Source organism: Geobacillus vulcani PSS1 (assembly GCF_000733845.1).
GTDB lineage: Bacteria > Bacillota > Bacilli > Bacillales > Anoxybacillaceae > Geobacillus > Geobacillus vulcani.
The window spans coordinates 80,127-99,254 of the sequence record NZ_JPOI01000001.1 but is presented as its reverse complement, the minus strand read 5'-3'; the positions used below and the strand labels follow the sequence as shown (position 1 = coordinate 99,254).

Genomic DNA, 19,128 nt, shown 5'->3' with positions numbered 1-19,128 from the left:
CCGTAAATGCTGAGCGGGCTGGCACTGCTTGGCGGTACTATCGCGATCTGGATGATCCGTCCGAACCCGGAAATAGATGAAGGAGAAAGAGGATGAAAGCGATCACATACCCAAGGCATCAAAGAGGTCGCTGCCGAACAAAGGCCCGATCCAAAAGGCCAATGCGACGAGTCGAACCCGAATGGCGAAACGGGGCATACTTTGGTTATTCCGAGACGTTTGGCGGGTATCCAGGTGGACAAGCTGAATATTTGCGTGTGCCGTTTGCCAACTTCACTCCATTTGTTGTTCTGGACGATTGTGAGCTCGAAGATGAAAAACGAATATGTATGCGTATGAAATTTTCGATAAAAAGATGGCTCCATTAAAATCGTACTAGAAACGCAGCGATGCATAAAGAACGTTCGGTCGAGACACGATAAGAAAAAATGCGGGAAGGAGGATATGTGTGACCAACATTGCGTTTCCAGTGGCCCGTTTGCAGGACGGGACGCTTCGCCAGCTCCAGCAGCTTGAACAGCGGCTGCGCGAAGAGACGGGAGAAGAAATTGTGCTTGTCGCTTATGAGCGAAAAACGGTGGATGAAGGGGAGACGAAACGATGATGAAGCGAAAAGTGAAATTCGACGCGGCCAAAAACAACAACAAAACGCCGACGGAAAGCTTGCCGGATACGGAATTTGCGGCCCAATACGCTGGTGAAGAAGACATGATCCGCGGCGCAAACCGCAATTCAAAAAAAGGACGCCAAGGAGGCGGCGATGGCTGATCAGAAGAACGAACGATTCTCACTGGTCCATGAGGAAATGGCGTTTGAATGGGGGGATTTCGCCGTTCATCAGCCATTTTGGCTGATCGAGGAACAAAAGCAAGCGAAAGAGAAGGAGACAAAACAAAAAAAGCTGCCGCGGTGAGGACGCCGTTTTGCGGGGAGCAGGTCGCCAAACGGACAAAAAAGAGCGCTGGAAGCAGCGCTCTTTTTCGTTTGGGCGTTTAAGCCGATGCAGATGATGCGAACAGTGAAGCAAGCGGTGCGGAAAAGACGGTCGCTCCGGCGCCAGATGGGTCAAAGTAGGCGACGATGGCCGTTGGCGCGAACGAGAGTTGCCTTGCAGCGAGATAACGCCCGACATCGACCGGCACAATTTCAACGATCGTATGCTTAAATAATTCCTTTTCCCCGAGCCCGAGGGCGGCAAAGTCCGCGCCGAGCGTCTCGGGATGTTCAAGCAGCGCACGGTAGACGGACGCGCGCGTTGATTTGTCCGTTTTTTCCTCCCACCACGGCTTGCGCGGTTTGTATTTTTGGTTGCGCAAGTAGTCATATTTCATGAGCGATTCGGCGACAGGCAAAGCGTCTGGCACAGAGGTGCGCAAAAACTCATGCAGACGGCGGAACAAGTCTTCTAACTGATGGCCGATGCGCGCCCAGCCGCGTTCATCCCAATACGTGCCAAACTGCTGGAAAAAGTCAAACGGCGATGGGAAGACGTCGGTCACCAAGTATTCAAGTGTTTCGTCCATCCGATGGGCGTTCCAGTACTTTTCCAGAACATCTTCCACCTGCTTGATGCGGATGACATCATCAAATGACAAGACATTGTTGGCGAGCACTTCGTATGGTGCATGGTCCATATACACATATCCGTACTCTTCGGCGCGCAGGCGCAGCCCGGTGCCGCGCAGCAGTTTCAAAAAGCCAAGCTGCAGTTCTTCCGGGCGAAGGGCGAACACGTCGTTAAACGTCTTTCGAAACGAGTTGTAGTCTTCTTCAGGCAAGCCAGCGATCAAATCCAAATGTTGGGCGATTTTCCCGCCTTCTTTAATCATTGTCACCGTTCGCGCCAGCTTGGCGAAGTTTTGCTTGCGCATAATGAGACGGTTCACTTCGTCATTGGTCGACTGAACGCCGATTTCAAAGCGGAACAGCCCAGGCGGCGCTTCCTTGTTTAAAAACTCGATCACTTCCGGGCGCATAATGTCGGCGGTAATTTCAAACTGAAATACCGTTCCCGGCGCGTGTTCGTCAATTAAAAAGCGAAACATATCCATCGCATAGCTGCGGCTGATGTTGAACGTCCGGTCGACGAACTTGATCGTCCGCGCTCCGTGCTTCATTAAATAGCGCAAATCATCCTTAATTTTTTCACGATCAAAATAGCGGACACCTACTTCAATCGAGGATAGGCAAAACTGGCAGCTGAACGGGCAGCCGCGGCTCGTTTCGACATAGACGATTCGGTTTGGAAGATGTGGGATGTCTTCCGGAAAGCGAAACGGCGACGGCATGTCAGCCAAGCGGATTTTGTTTCGCTGCGGATTGACGACGATGCGCTTTCCGTCGCGAAACGCCAGTCCGGCCACCTCGTTCACTTCTCCACGGCCATCTAGGGCAAAAAGAAGCTGTTTAAACGTTTCTTCCCCTTCGCCGATGACAATAAAATCAAACTCCGGCACTTGTTCCATCCATTCGCGCACATCGTACGACACTTCCGGGCCGCCAGCGACGATGATGACGTCCGGCGCTGCTTTCTTCAACAGCTTGACGACTTTGATCGTCTCTTCAATATTCCAAATGTAGCAGCTGAAACCGACGACATCCGGACGGCGTTGGTACAAATCCGTCACAATGTTCAGCACCGGGTCTTTGATTGTATACTCAACAAGCTTGACGTCAAACTCTGGCTGCGCGTATGCTTTTAAATAGCGGATAGCCAAATTCATATGAATGTATTTCGCATTTAATGTTGTGCAGACGATGTTCATCGCAGCAAACCCCCCTTTGCTGATAGAGGCAATTTGGGACTTTTTCATTTGCAGCTTTTACAGAGCCAATCGGCCTTTGATTGACTGTCGAGCGGGTGAACAACAACGCTTTCTGAATGACGCATAGGGCTGTGAGTGGGGGAGGGCCTCTGTCGACGCCTTGGCGCGACAGAGGCAAGTCACAGATTTGACCCTGTCCATTGAAAAAATAGACAAGTGGCTTTTTTCGTCAAAGATTTGTTGCCCTTTTTCGCTGCATCTATGATTCATACTAACCTTATTATTATAATGCAGTTTAGCCAAACAAAGAAGCAAAAAAACTTGTCGAACATTGCGGAAAAGATTTTTCGAAAATCTTCGTGAATCAAAGGAGGAGTAAATTTTTCCACAGCGAATATATATTTCGGAATGGTTTGAATGGACAAGGAGAGATGGATATGGCCCAAAGCCTTTCTCCTCGGGAAGAACAAAATGCATCGCCGGATGTGCGGTTGCTTGAAGAGGAAAATCGGCGGCTAAAAGAGCGGTTGAACAGCTATTCGGTCATTTTCGAGCGGTCGCTCGATGCGATCGTTATTTTAAATAAAAATGGTGAATTTGTCGATGTGAACGAAGCGGCGTGCAAGCTGTTTGAAATGGATAAGTTTTCGCTGATCGGCCGTTCGTTTTCTTCGTTCCTTGAACTCGTGCCGCCCGATATTTTGCTGTTTCAGCGCTCGATGTTGCAAAAATTCGGTTCGTTCAGCGATGAGCTGCTCATCAAGTTGCCAGACGGCAAAGTAAAGCATGTGGAATTTTCGATGAAAAAGGATGTATTCGACGAATTTGACCTTGTCATGATGCGCGACATCTCAGCTCATAAGGCGCTTGAGCGTGAACGCATCATTCATGAATTTTTGTTCCGTGACGTATTCAACCGCGCTGTTGACGGCATCGTCATTTTCGATGAATTTGGGCGGTTTATCGATGTCAATCCGGCGTTTTCGATGAGCTTGAACTTGGAGAAAGGAAAACTGCTCAATTTGTCGTTTCAGCAATTCGTCGCCCGTGAATGCGCCAATGAATTCGCTCGGTTGCTCGCCGAAGTGAAAGAAAAGGGAACGGCCAAAGGAGAGTTGTCGCTTGTCCGCCCGGACGGAACGGTGAAAATGTTTGAGCTGACGGCGACTTCCAACGTCTACAGCGGGTTTTACATGGCCATTATGCGCGATGTGACGGAACGAAAAAACATGGAAATCAAGTTGCAAAAAAGTGAAGAACGGTTCCGGGCTATTTTCGAGCAAGCGCATGAAGCGATCCTCATTTGGGACGATTTTGGCTGCATATTGAACGCCAATCCGGCGGCGAGCCGGACGTTTGAGCTGCCCTTGAATTTGCTTGTGCGCCGCAATTTGTTTGATTTTGTCGACTATGGGGACGAAAAGGTGAAACGCATTTTCAGTGAGTTCCGCCGCAAAGGGGAAATCCGTGACGAGCTGACGTTTCATATGCCAAACGGTGAGGATAAGCAGCTTGAGTTTACAATGAAAAAAGGAGCGATCGACGGGTACCACCTGACGATTTTCCGCAATGTGAGCGAGCGGCGGAAAATTGAGCGCGAGTTGCGCGAAAGCGAGCAAAAGTTCCGGAGCATTTTCGATCATGCAATGGATGGCATTTTGCTTTGGGATGCGCAGCATCGGATCATCGATGCCAATCCGGTTGTCTGCGGCATTTTTTCCGCTGAAAAGGAGGCGCTGCTTGGCCGGATGGTGGTCGAGCTCGTTCCGGAGCGGGCGCGCCGCCAGCTCAATAAGTTGCTTCAACAATGCCAACGCACCGGCGAAGCGAGCGGTGAGGTCGAATTTTTCGACAAGGGAAAAGGAAGGATTATTGAGTTTTCGCTGAAAAAGGAAGTGATTCCCGGCGTCGGGATGATGATGCTGCGCGATGTGACCGAGCGCAAGGAGATGGAATTGCAGCTGCGCAAGTCGGATACGCTCAACGTCGTCGGGGAACTGGCCGCCGGCATCGCCCATGAAATCCGCAATCCGATGACGGCGCTAAAGGGCTTTATTCAGCTGTTGCAAGGAAGCATTGAGGGCGACTATTCGATGTATTTTAATGTCATTATGTCGGAATTGAAACGAATTGAGTCGATCATCACCGAGTTTCTGGTTTTGGCGAAGCCCCAGGCGGTTCAATACAAGCAAAACGACATTTGCAAAATTATGCAAGATACGATCGATTTGATCAGCGCCCAAGCGATGATGCACAATGTGCAAATCATCGCGGATTTTGAAAACGGGCTGCCGCCGGTGTATTGCGAGCCGAACCAGCTGAAGCAAGTGTTCATCAACATTTTGAAAAACGCCATCGAAGTGATGCCAAAAGGCGGGGACATTACGGTGCGCATCACCCGCGCCGAGGGCTATGTGCGCATCTCCATCACTGACCAAGGATGCGGCATTCCAAAAGATAAAATCAAAAAGCTTGGCGAGCCGTTTTATACGACGAAAGAACGCGGCACTGGCCTCGGTTTGATGGTCAGCTATAAAATTATTGAAGAGCATCAAGGGAAAATTGAAGTGGAAAGTGAAGTCGGCGTCGGCACGACGTTCCATATTACGCTGCCAATCGAGCGAACGGAGAGGGAAGACGACGATGACGATTGAGTTTGCGATGTACCATTTTAAACAATTCGGGGAGATTTACATCGCCTCTGACGGCGAGGCGATTGTGAAAGTTGAGCTGTTTCCGGAAGAATGGCGCGCGTTCATCGGCGAACATCCGGCTGTTCAAAGCCGGTCGCTGCTTCTTGAACGCGCGCTTATGCAGTTGGATGAGTATTTTCACGGTCGACGCCAGGCATTTGACTTGCCGCTGAAGTGGAAGGGAACAGCCTTTCAAGAAGAGGTGTGGGCGGCGCTTTGCCGCATTCCGTACGGCGAGACGGCGACATACGCTGACATCGCCGCACAAATCGGCCGCCCAAAAGCGGTGCGCGCCGTCGGCCAGGCAAACCGGGCGAATGAACTGCCGCTCTTCGTTCCATGCCACCGTGTGATTGGCAAAAACGGCGCTCTCGTTGGCTATGCGGGAAGCCGCACCGATGTGAAGGCGAAGCTGTTGGAGCTTGAGCGGCGCTATAAATAGAGGAGGTCCTTGCATTCGCAGAATAGGCAAAGGATTTGGAAAGACTTGTAAGCGGATGCTGCAATGAAGTGGGCGGAAAAAGAGGCTGGCGGTGTGCCCAGAAGGCCGGTGATTTAAGGGGAAATACTGCTCTCCAACAGTGTTTCTCAAATTGAAAAACCTTGCAACGTCATCATTTTATTCCTGGTGATTTCTCACCAATCGAGCGAATCTGTTGTTTTTCACCAGCCTTCTAGAAGGCTGGTGAAAAGCCGTTATGTTTGCCGAATGGATGGAAGTTCGTCGGAAACGAAGAGCTGATTGTACAAGGCTTCTCAACTTGAGAAGAGCTGGTTTTGAGCCGCATTTTCATTCGATCCCCGGCCTCCTAGAAAAACGCGTCTGCCCCCGGGGGAGACATCCACGGGGGCAGCGATCGGGCGTTATTTTTTTTGCCAATGCGACAACGCGAGGGCGCCGACTAAAATGGCGCCTTTTATAATATCTTGGGCGTAATACGGAACGTTCATCATCGTCAAGCCGTTCAGCAACACGCCCATTAAAATCGAGCCGAACAAGGTGCCGACGACGTTCGGCTTGCCGGCGCCGAAGACAGAAAAACCAATGTAAGCGGCGGCGACGCTGTCCATTAAAAGCGAGGCGCCGGCGGACACTTGTCCGGTGCCGATGCGCGAGGCAAGGACGATGCCGCCAAGGGCGGCGAAAAAGCCGCTGATGACGTACGCGTACGTCCGGTAACGGTTGACCGGGATGCCGGAGAGTCGCGCCGCTTCCCGATTTTCGCCCGTTAAATAAAAGAGGCGTCCAGGTTTTGTATAGGTTAAAAACAAGTGGGCGGCAATGACGACAAACAGCATGAGCAAAACCGAAAACGGCACGCCGAACAGCTCTCCTTGGCCGATAAATAGAAAGGAAGGAATGAATTTGCCCGGCGCTGTGCCGCCATCAGGCAACGGCATGTCATTGTAGATCGAAAACCCTTTCGTATAGGTGAGCTGTACGCCGTTGATGGCGTACATCGTCGCCAATGTTGCAAGCAAATCCGGCAGTTTGAATTTGACGATCAACAGCGAGTTCAAAAGCCCGACAGCAATGCCGAGCAACAGCGGCACGAGCAAGGTGACGAAAATTTCTTGGCGGTACAGGACAAGCGCCGCAGCGCTGGCGATCGTTGCGAGGCTCACTGTCGAACCGACCGACAAATCAAAGCCGTCGACGATGAGCGAAAACGTGATGCCGATCGCCACCAACGTCACGATCGAAATGGACCGCAAAATGTCGCTGAAGTTTTCATACGTGAAAAAACGGTCTTGCGTGATGCCAAAATAGGCGATCACGGCCAGAATGGCGAGCAATGTCCCATGTTTATACAAAAACTCAAGAATAGACGGCGCCGTTTTTTTTGACGGCGTCGCGGAAACAGCTGGCTGATTCATGGATCTCACCTCCGCTGCAATAATAAACAAGCTGCTCGTACGTGAGTTCAGCGGCCGGCAGGCGGGCGAGCAGCCGACCGTCGACCATCACGTAGATGGTGTCGCAAATGTCAAGAAGCTCTTGACATTCACTGGAAAAGTACAGCACCGTTTTTCCTTCATCGGCAAGGGAGCGGATGATGGCAAACACGTCCTGCTTCGCGTGGACATCGATCCCTTTCGTTGGCTCGTCGAACAAAAAGACGCGTGCATTTGTGTTGAGCCATTTGCCGATGACAACTTTTTGCTGGTTGCCGCCGCTTAAGTGGCGGACGGCCGTGGCGCTTGACGGCGGATGGATGGCGAGCGAGCGCACGAGAGCATTGGCGGCTTCCGCTTCTTGTGCCCGCTTGATCCATTGCCAGCGCGCCAGGCGGGAAAGAAGGCGCACGGTGATGTTCGCCCGCACCGATTCGGGCAAAAACAGCCCTTGCTTGCGCCGCTCTTCGGGAATGAGGCAAACGCCGGCGGCGATGGCTTCATAAGGCGATGAGAACATATAACGTCTGCCATCTATTTCCCACTCGCCGGATGTGTTTCGATGGGCGATGAGGCTTTCAGCGAGCTCCGTCTTGCCGGCGCCGACCAAGCCGGCGATGCCGACGATTTCGCCGCGATGGGCGTATAGGTCGATGGTCGTGCCGGTTTTGTCAATCGTGATTCCGCGAGCGGCAAAGGCGATGTCGCTTCCATACGTACGTGCTTGTTTGGCGGAGGCTCTTCGCTTCGTCCCGGTCATATGAAGGACGATGTCTTCAAGCGACAGGCTGTCGGCGGCGCCGTGATAGACGACGCGGCCGTCGCGCAAAATCGTCAGCCGGTCGGCGATTTCTTGCACTTCTTTCAGCTTATGGGAAATATAAATAAAGCCGACGCCTTGCTGTTTCAGTTCATGAATGATGGCAAACAGCCGCTTCGTTTCCGCCTCGCTCAGCGCGGCGGTCGGTTCGTCCAAAATGATGTAGCGCGCGTTGGATGACAGCACCTTCGCGAGCACGATCAACTGCTTTTCGTGGAGCGAACAGTCGCGCACGAGCTTTGTCGGTGGGATGGAAAGGCCGACGCGGCGAAGGAGAGCGGCGGCCCGCTCTTTTTCTTGGCGCAGCGAGCGGATCGGCCGCTGCGTTGCGTGAGCGAGTTCATCGGCGGCGATGTTTTCGTACACTGGCAAACCGGGAAACAGCGCTGTGTCGACTTCTTGAACGACAAAGCCGATGCCGGCTCGTTTCGCGTCAAACGGCGAGGAAAACGCGCATGGGGCGCCGTCGATTGTGATCGTGCCGGCATCAGGCGAAATGGCGCCGGCCAACATGTTCATCAGCGTGCTTTTGCCGGCGCCGTTCATGCCTAAAAGGGCGTGGACTTCGCCCGGACGAACGTCGAAGTCCACGCCGTCAAGCACGCGCACGGCGCCAAATGATTTTTCCATGCCCCGCATTGACAACCCGTTCATTTTTTGTTCACCTGAGCTTCCAACGTTTTCATCCAAGGCGAGATGGCGACATTGGATTGCCCCCAGCCCGGGATGTATTGCGATAGCTCATTCATCGACACTTGTTTGTCCGGAAGGTCGGACCGTTTCACTAAATGCGGCTCAAGCGAGTAAATGTTCGGCGTTTTTTCGCCGGCGATTTTTTGATACGCGAACCGCACTTGGACGCGGCCGACTTCCGCCGGATCCGTCGCCGTCGTCGCGACCCATGGGCTGTTTGGTTTTTGGATCATCTGCAAGTCTTCATCGCTCAAATCGATGCCGTACACTTTGATTTCGGTGCGTCCAGCTTGCTCGATCGCGCGCGTCGCTCCTTTGGCGAACTCGTCCCATGTCGCGAAGACGGCGTCAATGTCGCCTTTGTTCGGGTATTTTTTCAAAATGGCTTCCATTTGCGTTTGCGTGTCCAAAGCCGTGTTGGCGCTGGCTGTACCGAATTTGGCGATTTCCTTAATGTTCGGGTAGCGTTTTTTGAACGCCTCATAAATGACGTGGCGCCGTTCCATTGGGGTAAAGCCGCCGACCCAAATCGTGACGATGTTGCCCTCGCCGTTTAAATCTTCGGCGAGCGTTTTTAACGTTTTCCAAGCGAGGCTATAGTCGTCTTGGTCGATGACGGTGACGCCGGGAATGTTCAAATCGTTGTCAAACGCCACGACCGGAATGCCTTTGGCGACGGCTTTTTTTACCGGACCTTCGAGCGCATCGGCGCGGCCGTGATCAAGCAAAATGGCGTCCACATTTTGTGTAATGGCCGTCTCCACGTACGAGGCCATTTTGGTTAAATCGTTGTCGGCGTTGTAAATTTGCACCTCGCCGCCGAATTTTTGCACTTGTTCCTTCACGCCGGCGATGTATTGCGAGGAGAATGTGCCGATGGACAGTTGCATAATGGCGGCGATTTTCACCGGCTTTTTCAGTTTTTCCGGAATGGCCGCCTGCTCGCTGCTTGCGGCGGTTGAACTGTTGGACGATGCGGCGTCGCCGTTGTTGTTCGTTTGTTTCGTTTCATTGGCCGGCTTGGCGCTCATGGCGTCTTGCTCGTTCGTGCAGCCGGCTAAGATGGAGAACACCGTAAAGAAAAGAAGAAAAAGGGACGATAAGGCCTTAAATCGTTTCATGCTGCTCCTCCTTTGCGAATAAAGATGGAAGCGCCGTTTCATAACGGCCGCGGATGATGCCTTTTTCGGTGATGATGGCGGTAATGAGTTCGTTTGGCGTCACGTCAAACGCCGGGTTGTACACGTTGACGCCTTCCGGGGCGATGCGCACCCCAGCCAGATGGGTCACTTCGTCCGGATGGCGTTCTTCAATCGGGATGTCTGCGCCCGTTTTCGTCTTGATGTCGATCGTAGACAGCGGCGCGGCGACGTAAAACGGAATGCCGAACGATTTGGCGAGCAGGGCGAGGCCGAACGTGCCGATTTTGTTCGCCGTGTCGCCGTTTCGCGCGATCCGGTCGGCGCCGACGATGATGGCGTTAATGTGTTTCGCCTTGATCGTTTGCGCCGCCATGTTGTCCGTGATGAGCGTCACATCGACACCTGCTTGCATGAGCTCCCAGGCGGTCAGGCGCGCTCCTTGCAAAACGGGACGTGTCTCAAGGGCGTAGACGGATAGCTCGATTCCTTTTTCTTTCGCCAAATAAAATGGAGCGAGCGCCGTTCCGTAGCGGGCGGTGGCGATCGAACCGGCGTTGCAGATCGTCATCACCCGGGCGCCCGGACGGAAAAGGGACAAGGCGTATTCGCCGATGCGGCGGCACACATCCTCGTCTTCCACTTGAATGCGGATCGCTTCGTGAACGAGCGCCGTTTTCGCCTCGTTGACGGAAACAGCGTCCTGGACAGCGGCGATGAGCCGATCGAGCGCCCAAAACAAGTTGACGGCGGTCGGTCGGGCACCGGCCAGGTAATCGCGATCCCGTTTTAAGCGGCGACGAAATTCATCGATCGATTCGGTGTCGTAGCGTAAAGCGGCAAGCGCCAGACCGTAAGCGGCGGTGATGCCGATCGCCGGAGCGCCGCGCACCTTCAGCGTGGCGATCGCGTCGTAGACATCTTCCACGGTGTGCAAATCGATATATTCGGTGACGGATGGGAGTTTTTGTTGGTTTAAAATGGTGATATGCGTCTCGCGCCATTCGACGGAGCGCGGGATGGCAAATGAGTTCATCGTCGTCTTCCTTTCTCGGTTGGTCGATTGGCCCGGGCTGGCATTGGACAGCCAGCCCGGGCAGGAAGTGTCATCGTTCCGTTTCGTCAAACAGCCGACGGAAGCCGTCTGTTCCCGTCAATTCAGCCCGCTCTACGATCAAGCGGCGGCCAAGGCGGAGCGCGTGCCGTTTCGCGGCGAGCCGTTCGTCTTTTTGCTCAATGCCGTCAAGGTCGGCGACGTGGGCGAGGCCGATCGTCCGACGGATGACTTCGCAGCCGGCAAAACCGACGGCGTCAACGAACGCGTGTCGGAGCACGTCCTCGAGCAAGCCCGGCGTCGCGGCGTATGTTTCTCTGCTCTCGGTGCGCCAAAGCTCTGAGAACACGGACACAAAGACGTCCCATGTTTGGTCGATGTGATCAAAGAGTGGTTGACGCTCGAATTCAGGTCGGGACAACGCATTTAACAGCAAGTTGGCGAAAAATTGGCCAAGGTCAAATCCGATCGGACCGTAAAAGGCGAATTCCGGATCGATCACTTTCGTTTCGTCATCGCTGGCGAAAATGCTGCCGGTATGCAAATCGCCATGCAAGAGCACATCGGCTTCGGTTAAAAACTTGCGCTTCAGCTTGGCCGTTTCAAGATGAAGGCGGTCATCGCGCCAAAGCGCTTCAACGTCTGGGCGCAATTCGTCTTCAAAGTTGTTCGTGTCATGGTCAAAAAACGGATCGGTAAAGACGAGATCTTCCGTGATTTTGCACAGTTCTGGATTGACGAAGCTTTGCGCCAATTTTTTCTTCTCTTGTTGGTTCATGCCGAAATCAGACGTATAAAACGCCGTTTTGGCGACGAATTCGCCGATATGCCGGGACAACAGCGGGTACGTTTTCCCTTCGATCAGCCCTTTGCGTGCGATTTGCAGGCGGGACAAATCTTCCATCACCGTGATGGCGAGCGATTCGTCAGAATAATAGACTTTCGGAACGTATTGCGGCACATAGCTCGCAAACGTGCGCAGCGCGTTGCTTTCAATGACGGCGCGCTTTAACGTAAGCGGCCAGCTTTCACCGACAACTTTTGCGTACGGCAGCGCTTGTTTGATGATGACGCCTTGTTTCGTTTCTTGATCGACGATATGAAAAACAAGGTTCAAGTTTCCGTCGCCGATCTCGCGGCAGGCAAGCGGCGCTCCGTCGCGGAATAGGCCGAGGCGGACAGCGAGCGCCACCGCCTTTGGTTCGGTCAGCGGTTCGTAAACCGATGTTTGCACAGTCGTCATATTCATGTTCCCCCTTTTTTCATTTCGCTCATTTTCAAATGCCGATGTTGACGCTGCACCAGAAGTTCGGCGTTTTCGGCAAATGAAAAAGCCTCTTTCGCATATGAAAGAGGCTTGAAGATTCATGGATTCTTCGCGCCTCTTATCTTTCAGAAAGACATCGGTCTTTCTGTTGGACTTAGCACCGTGCCCTGCGGAAGCATAACGCTTCCGGCGCCGCCCTTGGCGTGCGCCCTATCTCACGATAGCATTACGGTCGGTTGCTGGGCTTCATTGGGCCAATTCCCTCAGCCAACTCTTGATAAGAGTACCGGTTTCTCGTATTCAATTTTGGGAATTTTCGCGATGTTCCCAATCGTTTGGTTGCTTGATTCGAATGATACATGGTCGATCCATCGATTGTCAATACGTTTTGAAAAATTTTTTTGCCGCTTCGTAGTCATGCGGCCGGCGGTCGGCAAATACTGGGATGCGCGTACGGACGTCCGCAACGAGCGCAGGGTCAATGTCCGCCGCGACCATGCCAGGCTTCTCATCCGCCTCGGCGATCACTTCGCCCCATGGATCAATGATGAGCGAATGTCCGGCGAACACGTTGTTCGGGTCGCGCCCCGCCCGGTTGCAGGCGATGACGTAGCATTGGTTTTCAATCGCCCGCGCCATCAGGAGCGTCCGCCAATGGTGCAGGCGGGGAAGCGGCCATTCGGCGACGACAAACAGCACTTCCGCCCCGGCTAAGGTGTGGGCGCGAATCCACTCCGGAAAGCGGATGTCATAGCAGATGACCCCGGCGCACGAAACCCCGTCGAGCGAAAACAAACCTAAGCTGCTTCCCGGCTGCAAATACAAATGTTCATCCATCAGCCGAAACAGATGAAGCTTGCTGTATTCACTGACGATTTGACCGCTCCGGTCAGCCACGATCATCGTGTTCGTCACGCCGGTTGCTGTTTTTTTAGCGACCGAGCCGGCGACGAAATGAACACCGTACGTTTGCGCCAGGCGGGAGACGAATACTTTCGTCCGTTCGGCGTTGTCATCGGCAATCTCATCTAAGCGCGTTAAATCGTAACCGGTCGTCCATAGCTCCGGCAGGACGATGATGTCAGCGCCGTCCTTGGCGGCGGATTGCACGGCTGTTTCGGCTCGCTGTTCGTTTGTTTGTGGATCGCCAAACGCGATATCGAGTTGGAGGCAAGCGATGCGGATGGTCATTGTGTTTCACCCCAATAAAAAATTTGCTTTACATTTTGCTTTTTACGATATATGATTTTGCACTAGAATTTCAAGAATTTTTCAAGAAGGTGTGGGCGATGACGATGGAATTTCCTTTTTCCGAGCTGCTTGAGCAGCTGCCAAAGCAATTTTTCGCCTCGCTTGTCGCAAAAGTTGGGGAGAAAATCAAAGCCGGATGCGACGTGATCAATTTAGGGCAGGGCAATCCGGACCAGCCGACGCCCAAGCATATCGTTGAGGCGATGCAGCGGGCGGCGGCCAATCCGAAATACCATAAATATTCGCCGTTTCAAGGCTACTCCTTTTTGAAAGAAGCCATCGCCGCGTTTTACGCACGTGAATATGGGGTGAAGATTGACCCAGCCCGCGAAGTCGCCATTTTGTTCGGCGGCAAGGCCGGGCTTGTCGAGCTGCCGCTTTGTCTCGTCAACCCGGGTGATGTGGTGCTTGTTCCGGATCCAGGCTATCCCGACTATTGGTCGGGGATCGCGCTTGCTCGTGCGCGGATGGAGATGATGCCGCTTTCTTCGGAAAACGGGTTCTTACCGGATTACGAAGCCATTCCGGCGTCGATCGCCGACCAGGCGAAGCTGATGTTTTTAAACTATCCAAACAATCCGACCGGTGCGACGGCGACAAAAGAATTTTTCGCGGAGACGGTGGCGTTTGCTGGGAAATACGGCATTGCCGTTGTGCACGATTTCGCTTATGGGGCGATCGGCTTTGACGGCCGAAAACCGGTCAGCTTCTTGGAAGCCGATGGGGCGAAAGACGTCGGCGTCGAGATTTACACCTTTTCGAAAACATACAATATGGCCGGCTGGCGCGTTGCATTTGCCGTCGGCAACGAGCGGATCATTCAGGCGCTTGAGCTTTTGCAGGATCATTTGTACGTCAGCTTGTTCGGTGCCATCCAGGAAGCAGCCGCCGCGGCGCTCCTCGGTCCGCAAGATTGCGTCAAAGAGCTTGTCGCGCTGTATGAAGCGCGCCGCAACGCATTCATCGCCGCGTTGCGCGAGATCGGCTGGGAAGCCCCGGCGCCGTCCGGGTCGTTTTTCGCTTGGCTTCCGCTGCCAAAAGGCATATCATCCACACAGTTTGCCGACATGCTGCTTGAGCGGGCGCATGTCGCCGTCGCACCGGGCATCGGGTTCGGCGAGCACGGCGAAGGGTATGTGCGCGTCGGCCTCTTGACCGACGAAGCGCGGCTTCGCGAAGCGGCGGACCGGATCGGCCGCCTCGGATTGTTTGAAAAAAATTTTTGAAAAATGATTGACAATGCCAATTGGTGATGTCATAATTCAAAGTAAATTTGCCAATCGTTTGACAAGTGCATAAATGAGCAGGCTTTCTTATCAAGAGCAGGCGGAGGGACGAGCCCAATGAAGCCCGGCAACCGGCTTGGCGCGCGCCAAGCACGGTGCTAATTCTTGCAGCGGAAACGCTGGGAGATAAGAAGAGCGCCATGGATGAGTGACGCCTCTTCTTATGAAGAGGCGTTTTCATTTCGTTGCATTGAAAGAGGGATGGACGATGAGTGCAGTGATGGCAACGTATTTGCTTCATGATGAAAAAGACATTCGGAAAAAAGCGGAAGGGATCGCCCTTGGTTTGACGGTCGGCACATGGACGGACTTGCCGGCATTAGAGCAGGAGCAGCTCCGCCAACATAAAGGGGAAGTGATCGCGGTCGAAGAGCTTGGCGAAAGCGAGCGGGTAAACGCCTATTTCGGCAAGCGACTGAAGCGGGCGATCGTGAAAATCGCCTACCCGACGGTCAACTTCAGCGCTGACTTGCCGGCTCTGTTGGTGACGACGTTTGGCAAATTGTCGCTTGATGGGGAAGTGCGGCTGCTTGATTTAGAGTTTCCGGGTGAATGGAAGCGACAGTTTCCTGGGCCGCGCTTTGGCATCGACGGCATTCGCGACCGAGTCGGGGTGCATAACCGCCCACTGTTGATGAGCATTTTTAAAGGCATCATCGGCCGCGATTTGGCGTACTTGACGTCGGAATTGAAAAAACAGGCGCTCGGCGGCGTTGACCTGGTCAAAGACGATGAAATTTTGTTTGACAGCGAGCTTCTTCCGTTTGAGAAGCGGATCACCGAGGGCAAGGCGGCGCTTCAAGAAGTGTACGAACAAACAGGCAAGCGAACGCTTTATGCCGTCAACTTGACCGGCAAAACGTTTGAGTTGAAAGAGAAGGCGAAACGGGCCGCCGAGCTAGGCGCTGATGTACTGTTGTTTAACGTCTTCGCTTATGGGCTTGACGTGTTGCAGGCGTTGCGCGAGGATGAGGAGATTGCGTTGCCGATTATGGCTCACCCGGCGTTCAGCGGCGCTGTTACGCCGTCCGAATTTTATGGGGTGGCGCCTTCGCTTTGGCTTGGAAAGCTTTTGCGGCTCGCCGGTGCCGATTTCGTCCTGTTCCCGTCGCCGTACGGCAGCGTGGCCTTAGAGCGCGAACAGGCGCTTGGCATCGCAAGGGCGCTCACCGACGACCAAGAGCCGTTTGCTCGGGCGTTTCCGGTGCCGTCGGCTGGCATTCATCCGGGATTGGTGCCGCTCATCATTCGTGATTTTGGCCTTGACACCATCGTCAACGCCGGCGGCGGCATTCACGGCCATCCGGATGGGGCGATCGGGGGCGGTCGGGCGTTTCGCGCGGCGATCGACGCGGTGTTGGCCGGCTGTCCGCTTCGTGAGGCGGCAGCAGAAAACGAAGCGTTGCAGAAAGCGATCGACCGCTGGGGCGCTGTTGAGGTGGAAGCATGACGAGACAGCTTGTTCTCTTTTGTGATTTTGACGGCACCATTACGGAAAACGACAACATCATCGCTATTATGAAACAGTTCGCTCCACCGGAGTGGGAGGCGTTAAAAGACGACGTTCTCGCTGAGCGCATTTCCGTTCAGGAAGGAGTCGGGAAGATGTTTTCCCTCCTTCCGTCCTCGCTGAAGGGCGAAATCATCGATTTTCTGCGGCGCACCACCCGGTTGCGCGCGGGATTCCGAGAGTTTGTCGCGTTTACGAAAGAGCGAGGCATTCCGCTTTATATCGTCAGCGGCGGTATTGACTTTTTTGTCTATCCGCTGCTTCAAGGGCTCATTGAACCGGAGCGCATTTTTTGCAACGGCTCCGATTTCAGCGGTGAGACGATCCGCATCACATGGCCGCATGCATGCGACAGCGAGTGCCAAAACGGCTGCGGCTGCTGCAAGCCATCGCTCCTTCGCAAGCTTGCCCGCTCAGACGGGTACCATGTCGTCATCGGCGATTCGATTACGGATGTAGCAGTGGCGAAGCAAGCGGATTACGTGTTGGCGCGCGATTTTTTGCTCCAAAAATGCCAGGAGCTTGGCTTGCCGCATGCGCCGTTTGCGACGTTTTTTGACGTGATCGATGCGTTGCAACAGATGGAGGTGATCGTATGAGCATCGTCGTGAAAAAGTGGAACGAGCTCGCGGAAGTGAAAGCCGAGCTCGCCGCCCGCGACTGGTTTTTCGCGACAAGCGGCAATTTGTCGATCAAGGTGACGGACGATCCGTTGACATTCCTCGTGACAGCGAGCGGCAAGGATAAGCGGAAGCAAACGGATGAGGATTTTCTGCTCGTTGACGCTAACGGAAAACCGGCCGAGGACACGCACTTGAAGCCATCGGCCGAGACGCTCTTGCACGCGGAAATTTACGGACGGACGAATGCCGGTTGCGTCTTGCACGTTCATACGGTCGACAACAACTTGATTTCTGAACTGTATGCGCAAAACGGGGAAGCGGTCTTTTCCGGCCAGGAAATCATCAAGGCGTTTGGCATTTGGGAGGAAAACGCCGCCGTGCGCATCCCGATCATTGACAATGACGCCGACATTCCGGCGCTCGCTCGGGAGTTTGCCAGTCATGTCCATGACGACGCCGGCGCCGTGCTGATTCAAAACCACGGCATCACGGTCTGGGGCCGCGATGCATTTGAAGCGAAAAAACATTTGGAAGCATGGGAGTTTTTGTTCCGCTGGCAGGTGAAGCGGCTGCTTTTGCAGCGGGCCGGCCTGCCGGTTGGCTAATCCATATACATGTTTTTTAAGGGGGATGTGAACCATGGCAGTCATCAAAGTGAGGAAAACCGGTCAAGTGATTGAAGGAGAAGACAATGTGCGCGCGTTTTTGAACAGTCAAGGGGTGTTGTATGAACATTGGGACATCACGAAACTGCCGGAGCATTTGCGCGATAAATATGTTCTGACAGATGAAGAAAAAAATGAAATTTTAGCGGCGTTCAAAGACGAAATTGAAGATTTAGCGGCGCGCCGCGGCTACAAAACATGGGACATCGTCGCTTTGTCCGACGCGACGCCGAACTTGGATGAGCTGCTGAAAAAATTTGAACAAGTGCACATCCATACGGAAGATGAAGTGCGCGCCATTACGGCCGGCCATGGCATTTTTATTATCAAAGGCGACAAAGAAACCGGTTATTTTGATGTCGAGCTGGAAGCCGGCGACGTCATTTCCGTGCCGGAAGGGAATCCGCATTACTTTACGCTCATGGATGACCGTCGGGTCGTTGCGGTGCGCTTGTTTATCGACCCGTCCGGCTGGGTCGCTCACCCGTATGAAGAAAAAGAGGAAGCCGTCCAATAACAACGAACGCCCCGCTGCTTATATACAGGCGGCGGGGTTGTTTTCGTTAAAACGATTGTGTTAGAAAAATCATAAACAAAATGCCGACAATAAACGCGTACGTCGATGTCCGTTCATTTCCATCGCCATGGCTTTCGGGAATGAGCTCTTTGTAAATGATAAACAGCATCGCCCCGGCAGCAAACGCCAGCCCGTACGGAACGAGTCCGCGAAAGAGGGAGGTTAAGTAAAAACCGAGCAGCGATGTGACGATTTCCACGGCTCCGGTCAACGTGGCGATCACAAACGCTTTAAAGCGCCCGATTTGCTGGTTGATTAAAAACAAAGCGACCAAAAACCCTTCCGGTGCATTTTGCAAGCCAATCGCCAGGGCGATTAAATTGCCGATTTGCGAAGAGCTGTCGGAGGCGTAGCTGACCCCGACCGACAGACCTTCAGGCAAATTGTGCAACGTAATGGCGGCGATGATCAGCATGGCTTTTTCATCAAACTGCAGATCGCTTTTTGTGTGTTCTAAATCAATATGCGGAATGGTCATCTCAAGCAGCGTCAAAATCAGTACGCCAGCGGAAAGCCCTACTGTTAACGTGCTGAAGCCCCCTGATTTTAACGATTCCGGAATGAGACTCATCATCGAAGCCGCCATCATAATGCCGGCTGAAAAGGCCAACAGTACATCACGCCACCGGTGGGTGAGTGATTTGGCCATAAACAAAATCGGCACGGCACCAAGCCCGGTGGATAAGGCGGAAAGCACGCTTCCGGCCAACACTTGGTTCATCTACTTCCCTCCCTAATCTCCTTTCTCCTTCTTCATATGCATCATTCGACGGAATGTGACAGTCGCCCAAACGCCGACATATAATAATAAATTATCATAGCCGAAGCAAAAGCCATCGGCGAGGAAAATGCATCATGGCAAACAAAAAAAAAACGGTTGCCCGGGAAT

18 protein-coding genes, 1 pseudogene and 2 riboswitches are annotated in these 19,128 nt (G+C 53.4%); of the genes and pseudogenes, 11 read left to right on the top strand and 8 right to left on the bottom strand.

All coding sequences use genetic code 11. The features are described from left to right. Positions 1–153: 153 nt before the first annotated feature. The 4 genes and pseudogenes from N685_RS19915 to N685_RS19700 form a co-directional block, all read left to right on the top strand. Positions 154–320: pseudogene (locus tag N685_RS19915) on the top strand (glutathione-dependent formaldehyde dehydrogenase); the annotation flags it as partial. Positions 321–448: 128 nt separating this feature from the next. Then, the gene (locus N685_RS19705) at positions 449–604 is read left to right on the top strand and encodes a hypothetical protein (protein WP_167332989.1); all 156 of its coding nucleotides are present in this window, start codon (positions 449–451) and stop codon (positions 602–604) included. After that, positions 601–768, top strand: coding sequence for a hypothetical protein (locus tag N685_RS19395; RefSeq protein WP_011230441.1), 168 nt, complete (start codon positions 601–603; stop codon positions 766–768). Before N685_RS19705 ends, N685_RS19395 begins: the two co-directional genes overlap by 4 nt. Continuing rightward, positions 761–913, top strand: a complete 153-nt coding sequence (locus tag N685_RS19700; protein WP_167332988.1) for a hypothetical protein — start codon at positions 761–763, stop codon at positions 911–913. The genes N685_RS19395 and N685_RS19700 overlap by 8 nt, the downstream gene beginning before the upstream one ends. Before the next feature lie 79 nt (positions 914–992). Here the strand turns inward: N685_RS19700 and N685_RS0100495 are convergent, their stop codons facing one another. Beyond that, a complete protein-coding gene (locus tag N685_RS0100495; RefSeq protein ID WP_031404897.1) occupies positions 993–2,765 on the bottom strand; it encodes a B12-binding domain-containing radical SAM protein in 1,773 nt (590 codons plus the stop codon). Between the two features lie 437 nt (positions 2,766–3,202). Here N685_RS0100495 and N685_RS0100485 point away from each other — a divergent pair, with 437 nt between their 5' ends. Beyond that, on the top strand, positions 3,203–5,419 hold the full coding sequence (locus N685_RS0100485; RefSeq protein WP_031404894.1) for a PAS domain-containing sensor histidine kinase: 2,217 nt from the start codon (positions 3,203–3,205) through the stop codon (positions 5,417–5,419). Then, positions 5,409–5,900: a methylated-DNA--[protein]-cysteine S-methyltransferase gene (locus tag N685_RS0100480; RefSeq protein WP_033842286.1), complete on the top strand. Its 492-nt coding sequence runs from the start codon at positions 5,409–5,411 to the stop codon at positions 5,898–5,900. The genes N685_RS0100485 and N685_RS0100480 overlap by 11 nt, the downstream gene beginning before the upstream one ends. Before the next feature lie 422 nt (positions 5,901–6,322). On the opposite strand, the gene N685_RS0100475 is transcribed toward N685_RS0100480, so the two are convergent. The 6 genes from N685_RS0100475 to N685_RS0100450 form a co-directional block, all read right to left on the bottom strand. Continuing rightward, positions 6,323–7,336 (bottom strand): ABC transporter permease, encoded by a 1,014-nt coding sequence (locus N685_RS0100475; protein WP_031404889.1) that lies wholly within the window; start codon positions 7,334–7,336, stop codon positions 6,323–6,325. Then, complete coding sequence (locus N685_RS0100470; protein WP_031404887.1) at positions 7,278–8,828, bottom strand: sugar ABC transporter ATP-binding protein; 1,551 nt, start codon at positions 8,826–8,828, stop codon at positions 7,278–7,280. The genes N685_RS0100475 and N685_RS0100470 overlap by 59 nt, the downstream gene beginning before the upstream one ends. After that, positions 8,825–9,988, bottom strand: a complete 1,164-nt coding sequence (locus N685_RS0100465) for a sugar ABC transporter substrate-binding protein (RefSeq protein ID WP_031404885.1) — start codon at positions 9,986–9,988, stop codon at positions 8,825–8,827. The genes N685_RS0100470 and N685_RS0100465 overlap by 4 nt, the downstream gene beginning before the upstream one ends. After that, a complete protein-coding gene (mtnA, locus tag N685_RS0100460) occupies positions 9,975–11,042 on the bottom strand; it encodes an S-methyl-5-thioribose-1-phosphate isomerase (protein ID WP_031404883.1) in 1,068 nt (355 codons plus the stop codon). Before mtnA ends, N685_RS0100465 begins: the two co-directional genes overlap by 14 nt. A 70-nt stretch (positions 11,043–11,112) precedes the next feature. Then, positions 11,113–12,303, bottom strand: coding sequence for an S-methyl-5-thioribose kinase (gene mtnK, locus N685_RS0100455; protein WP_031404881.1), 1,191 nt, complete (start codon positions 12,301–12,303; stop codon positions 11,113–11,115). Between the two features lie 139 nt (positions 12,304–12,442). After that, positions 12,443–12,611: riboswitch (SAM riboswitch) on the bottom strand. Between the two features lie 94 nt (positions 12,612–12,705). Next, positions 12,706–13,518, bottom strand: a complete 813-nt coding sequence (locus tag N685_RS0100450; protein ID WP_031404879.1) for a carbon-nitrogen family hydrolase — start codon at positions 13,516–13,518, stop codon at positions 12,706–12,708. Positions 13,519–13,616: 98 nt separating this feature from the next. Between N685_RS0100450 and N685_RS0100445 the strand changes: the two genes are divergently transcribed. From N685_RS0100445 to N685_RS0100425, 5 genes are all read left to right on the top strand, one after another. Next, positions 13,617–14,804 (top strand): pyridoxal phosphate-dependent aminotransferase, encoded by a 1,188-nt coding sequence (locus tag N685_RS0100445; RefSeq protein WP_031404877.1) that lies wholly within the window; start codon positions 13,617–13,619, stop codon positions 14,802–14,804. 84 nt (positions 14,805–14,888) lie between these two features. Further along, positions 14,889–14,997, top strand: a riboswitch (SAM riboswitch). A gap of 75 nt (positions 14,998–15,072) precedes the next feature. Further along, on the top strand, positions 15,073–16,314 hold the full coding sequence (mtnW, locus tag N685_RS0100440; RefSeq protein ID WP_031404875.1) for a 2,3-diketo-5-methylthiopentyl-1-phosphate enolase: 1,242 nt from the start codon (positions 15,073–15,075) through the stop codon (positions 16,312–16,314). Continuing rightward, positions 16,311–16,973, top strand: coding sequence for a 2-hydroxy-3-keto-5-methylthiopentenyl-1-phosphate phosphatase (gene mtnX / locus N685_RS0100435; RefSeq protein ID WP_031404873.1), 663 nt, complete (start codon positions 16,311–16,313; stop codon positions 16,971–16,973). The genes mtnW and mtnX overlap by 4 nt, the downstream gene beginning before the upstream one ends. Next, positions 16,970–17,602 (top strand): methylthioribulose 1-phosphate dehydratase, encoded by a 633-nt coding sequence (locus N685_RS0100430; RefSeq protein WP_031404871.1) that lies wholly within the window; start codon positions 16,970–16,972, stop codon positions 17,600–17,602. The genes mtnX and N685_RS0100430 overlap by 4 nt, the downstream gene beginning before the upstream one ends. Before the next feature lie 34 nt (positions 17,603–17,636). Beyond that, positions 17,637–18,179, top strand: coding sequence for a 1,2-dihydroxy-3-keto-5-methylthiopentene dioxygenase (locus N685_RS0100425; RefSeq protein ID WP_013145966.1), 543 nt, complete (start codon positions 17,637–17,639; stop codon positions 18,177–18,179). Positions 18,180–18,225: 46 nt separating this feature from the next. Here N685_RS0100425 and N685_RS0100420 read toward each other — a convergent pair whose 3' ends face one another. Beyond that, positions 18,226–18,960 (bottom strand): ZIP family metal transporter, encoded by a 735-nt coding sequence (locus N685_RS0100420; RefSeq protein WP_031404869.1) that lies wholly within the window; start codon positions 18,958–18,960, stop codon positions 18,226–18,228. Positions 18,961–19,128: the final 168 nt, after the last annotated feature.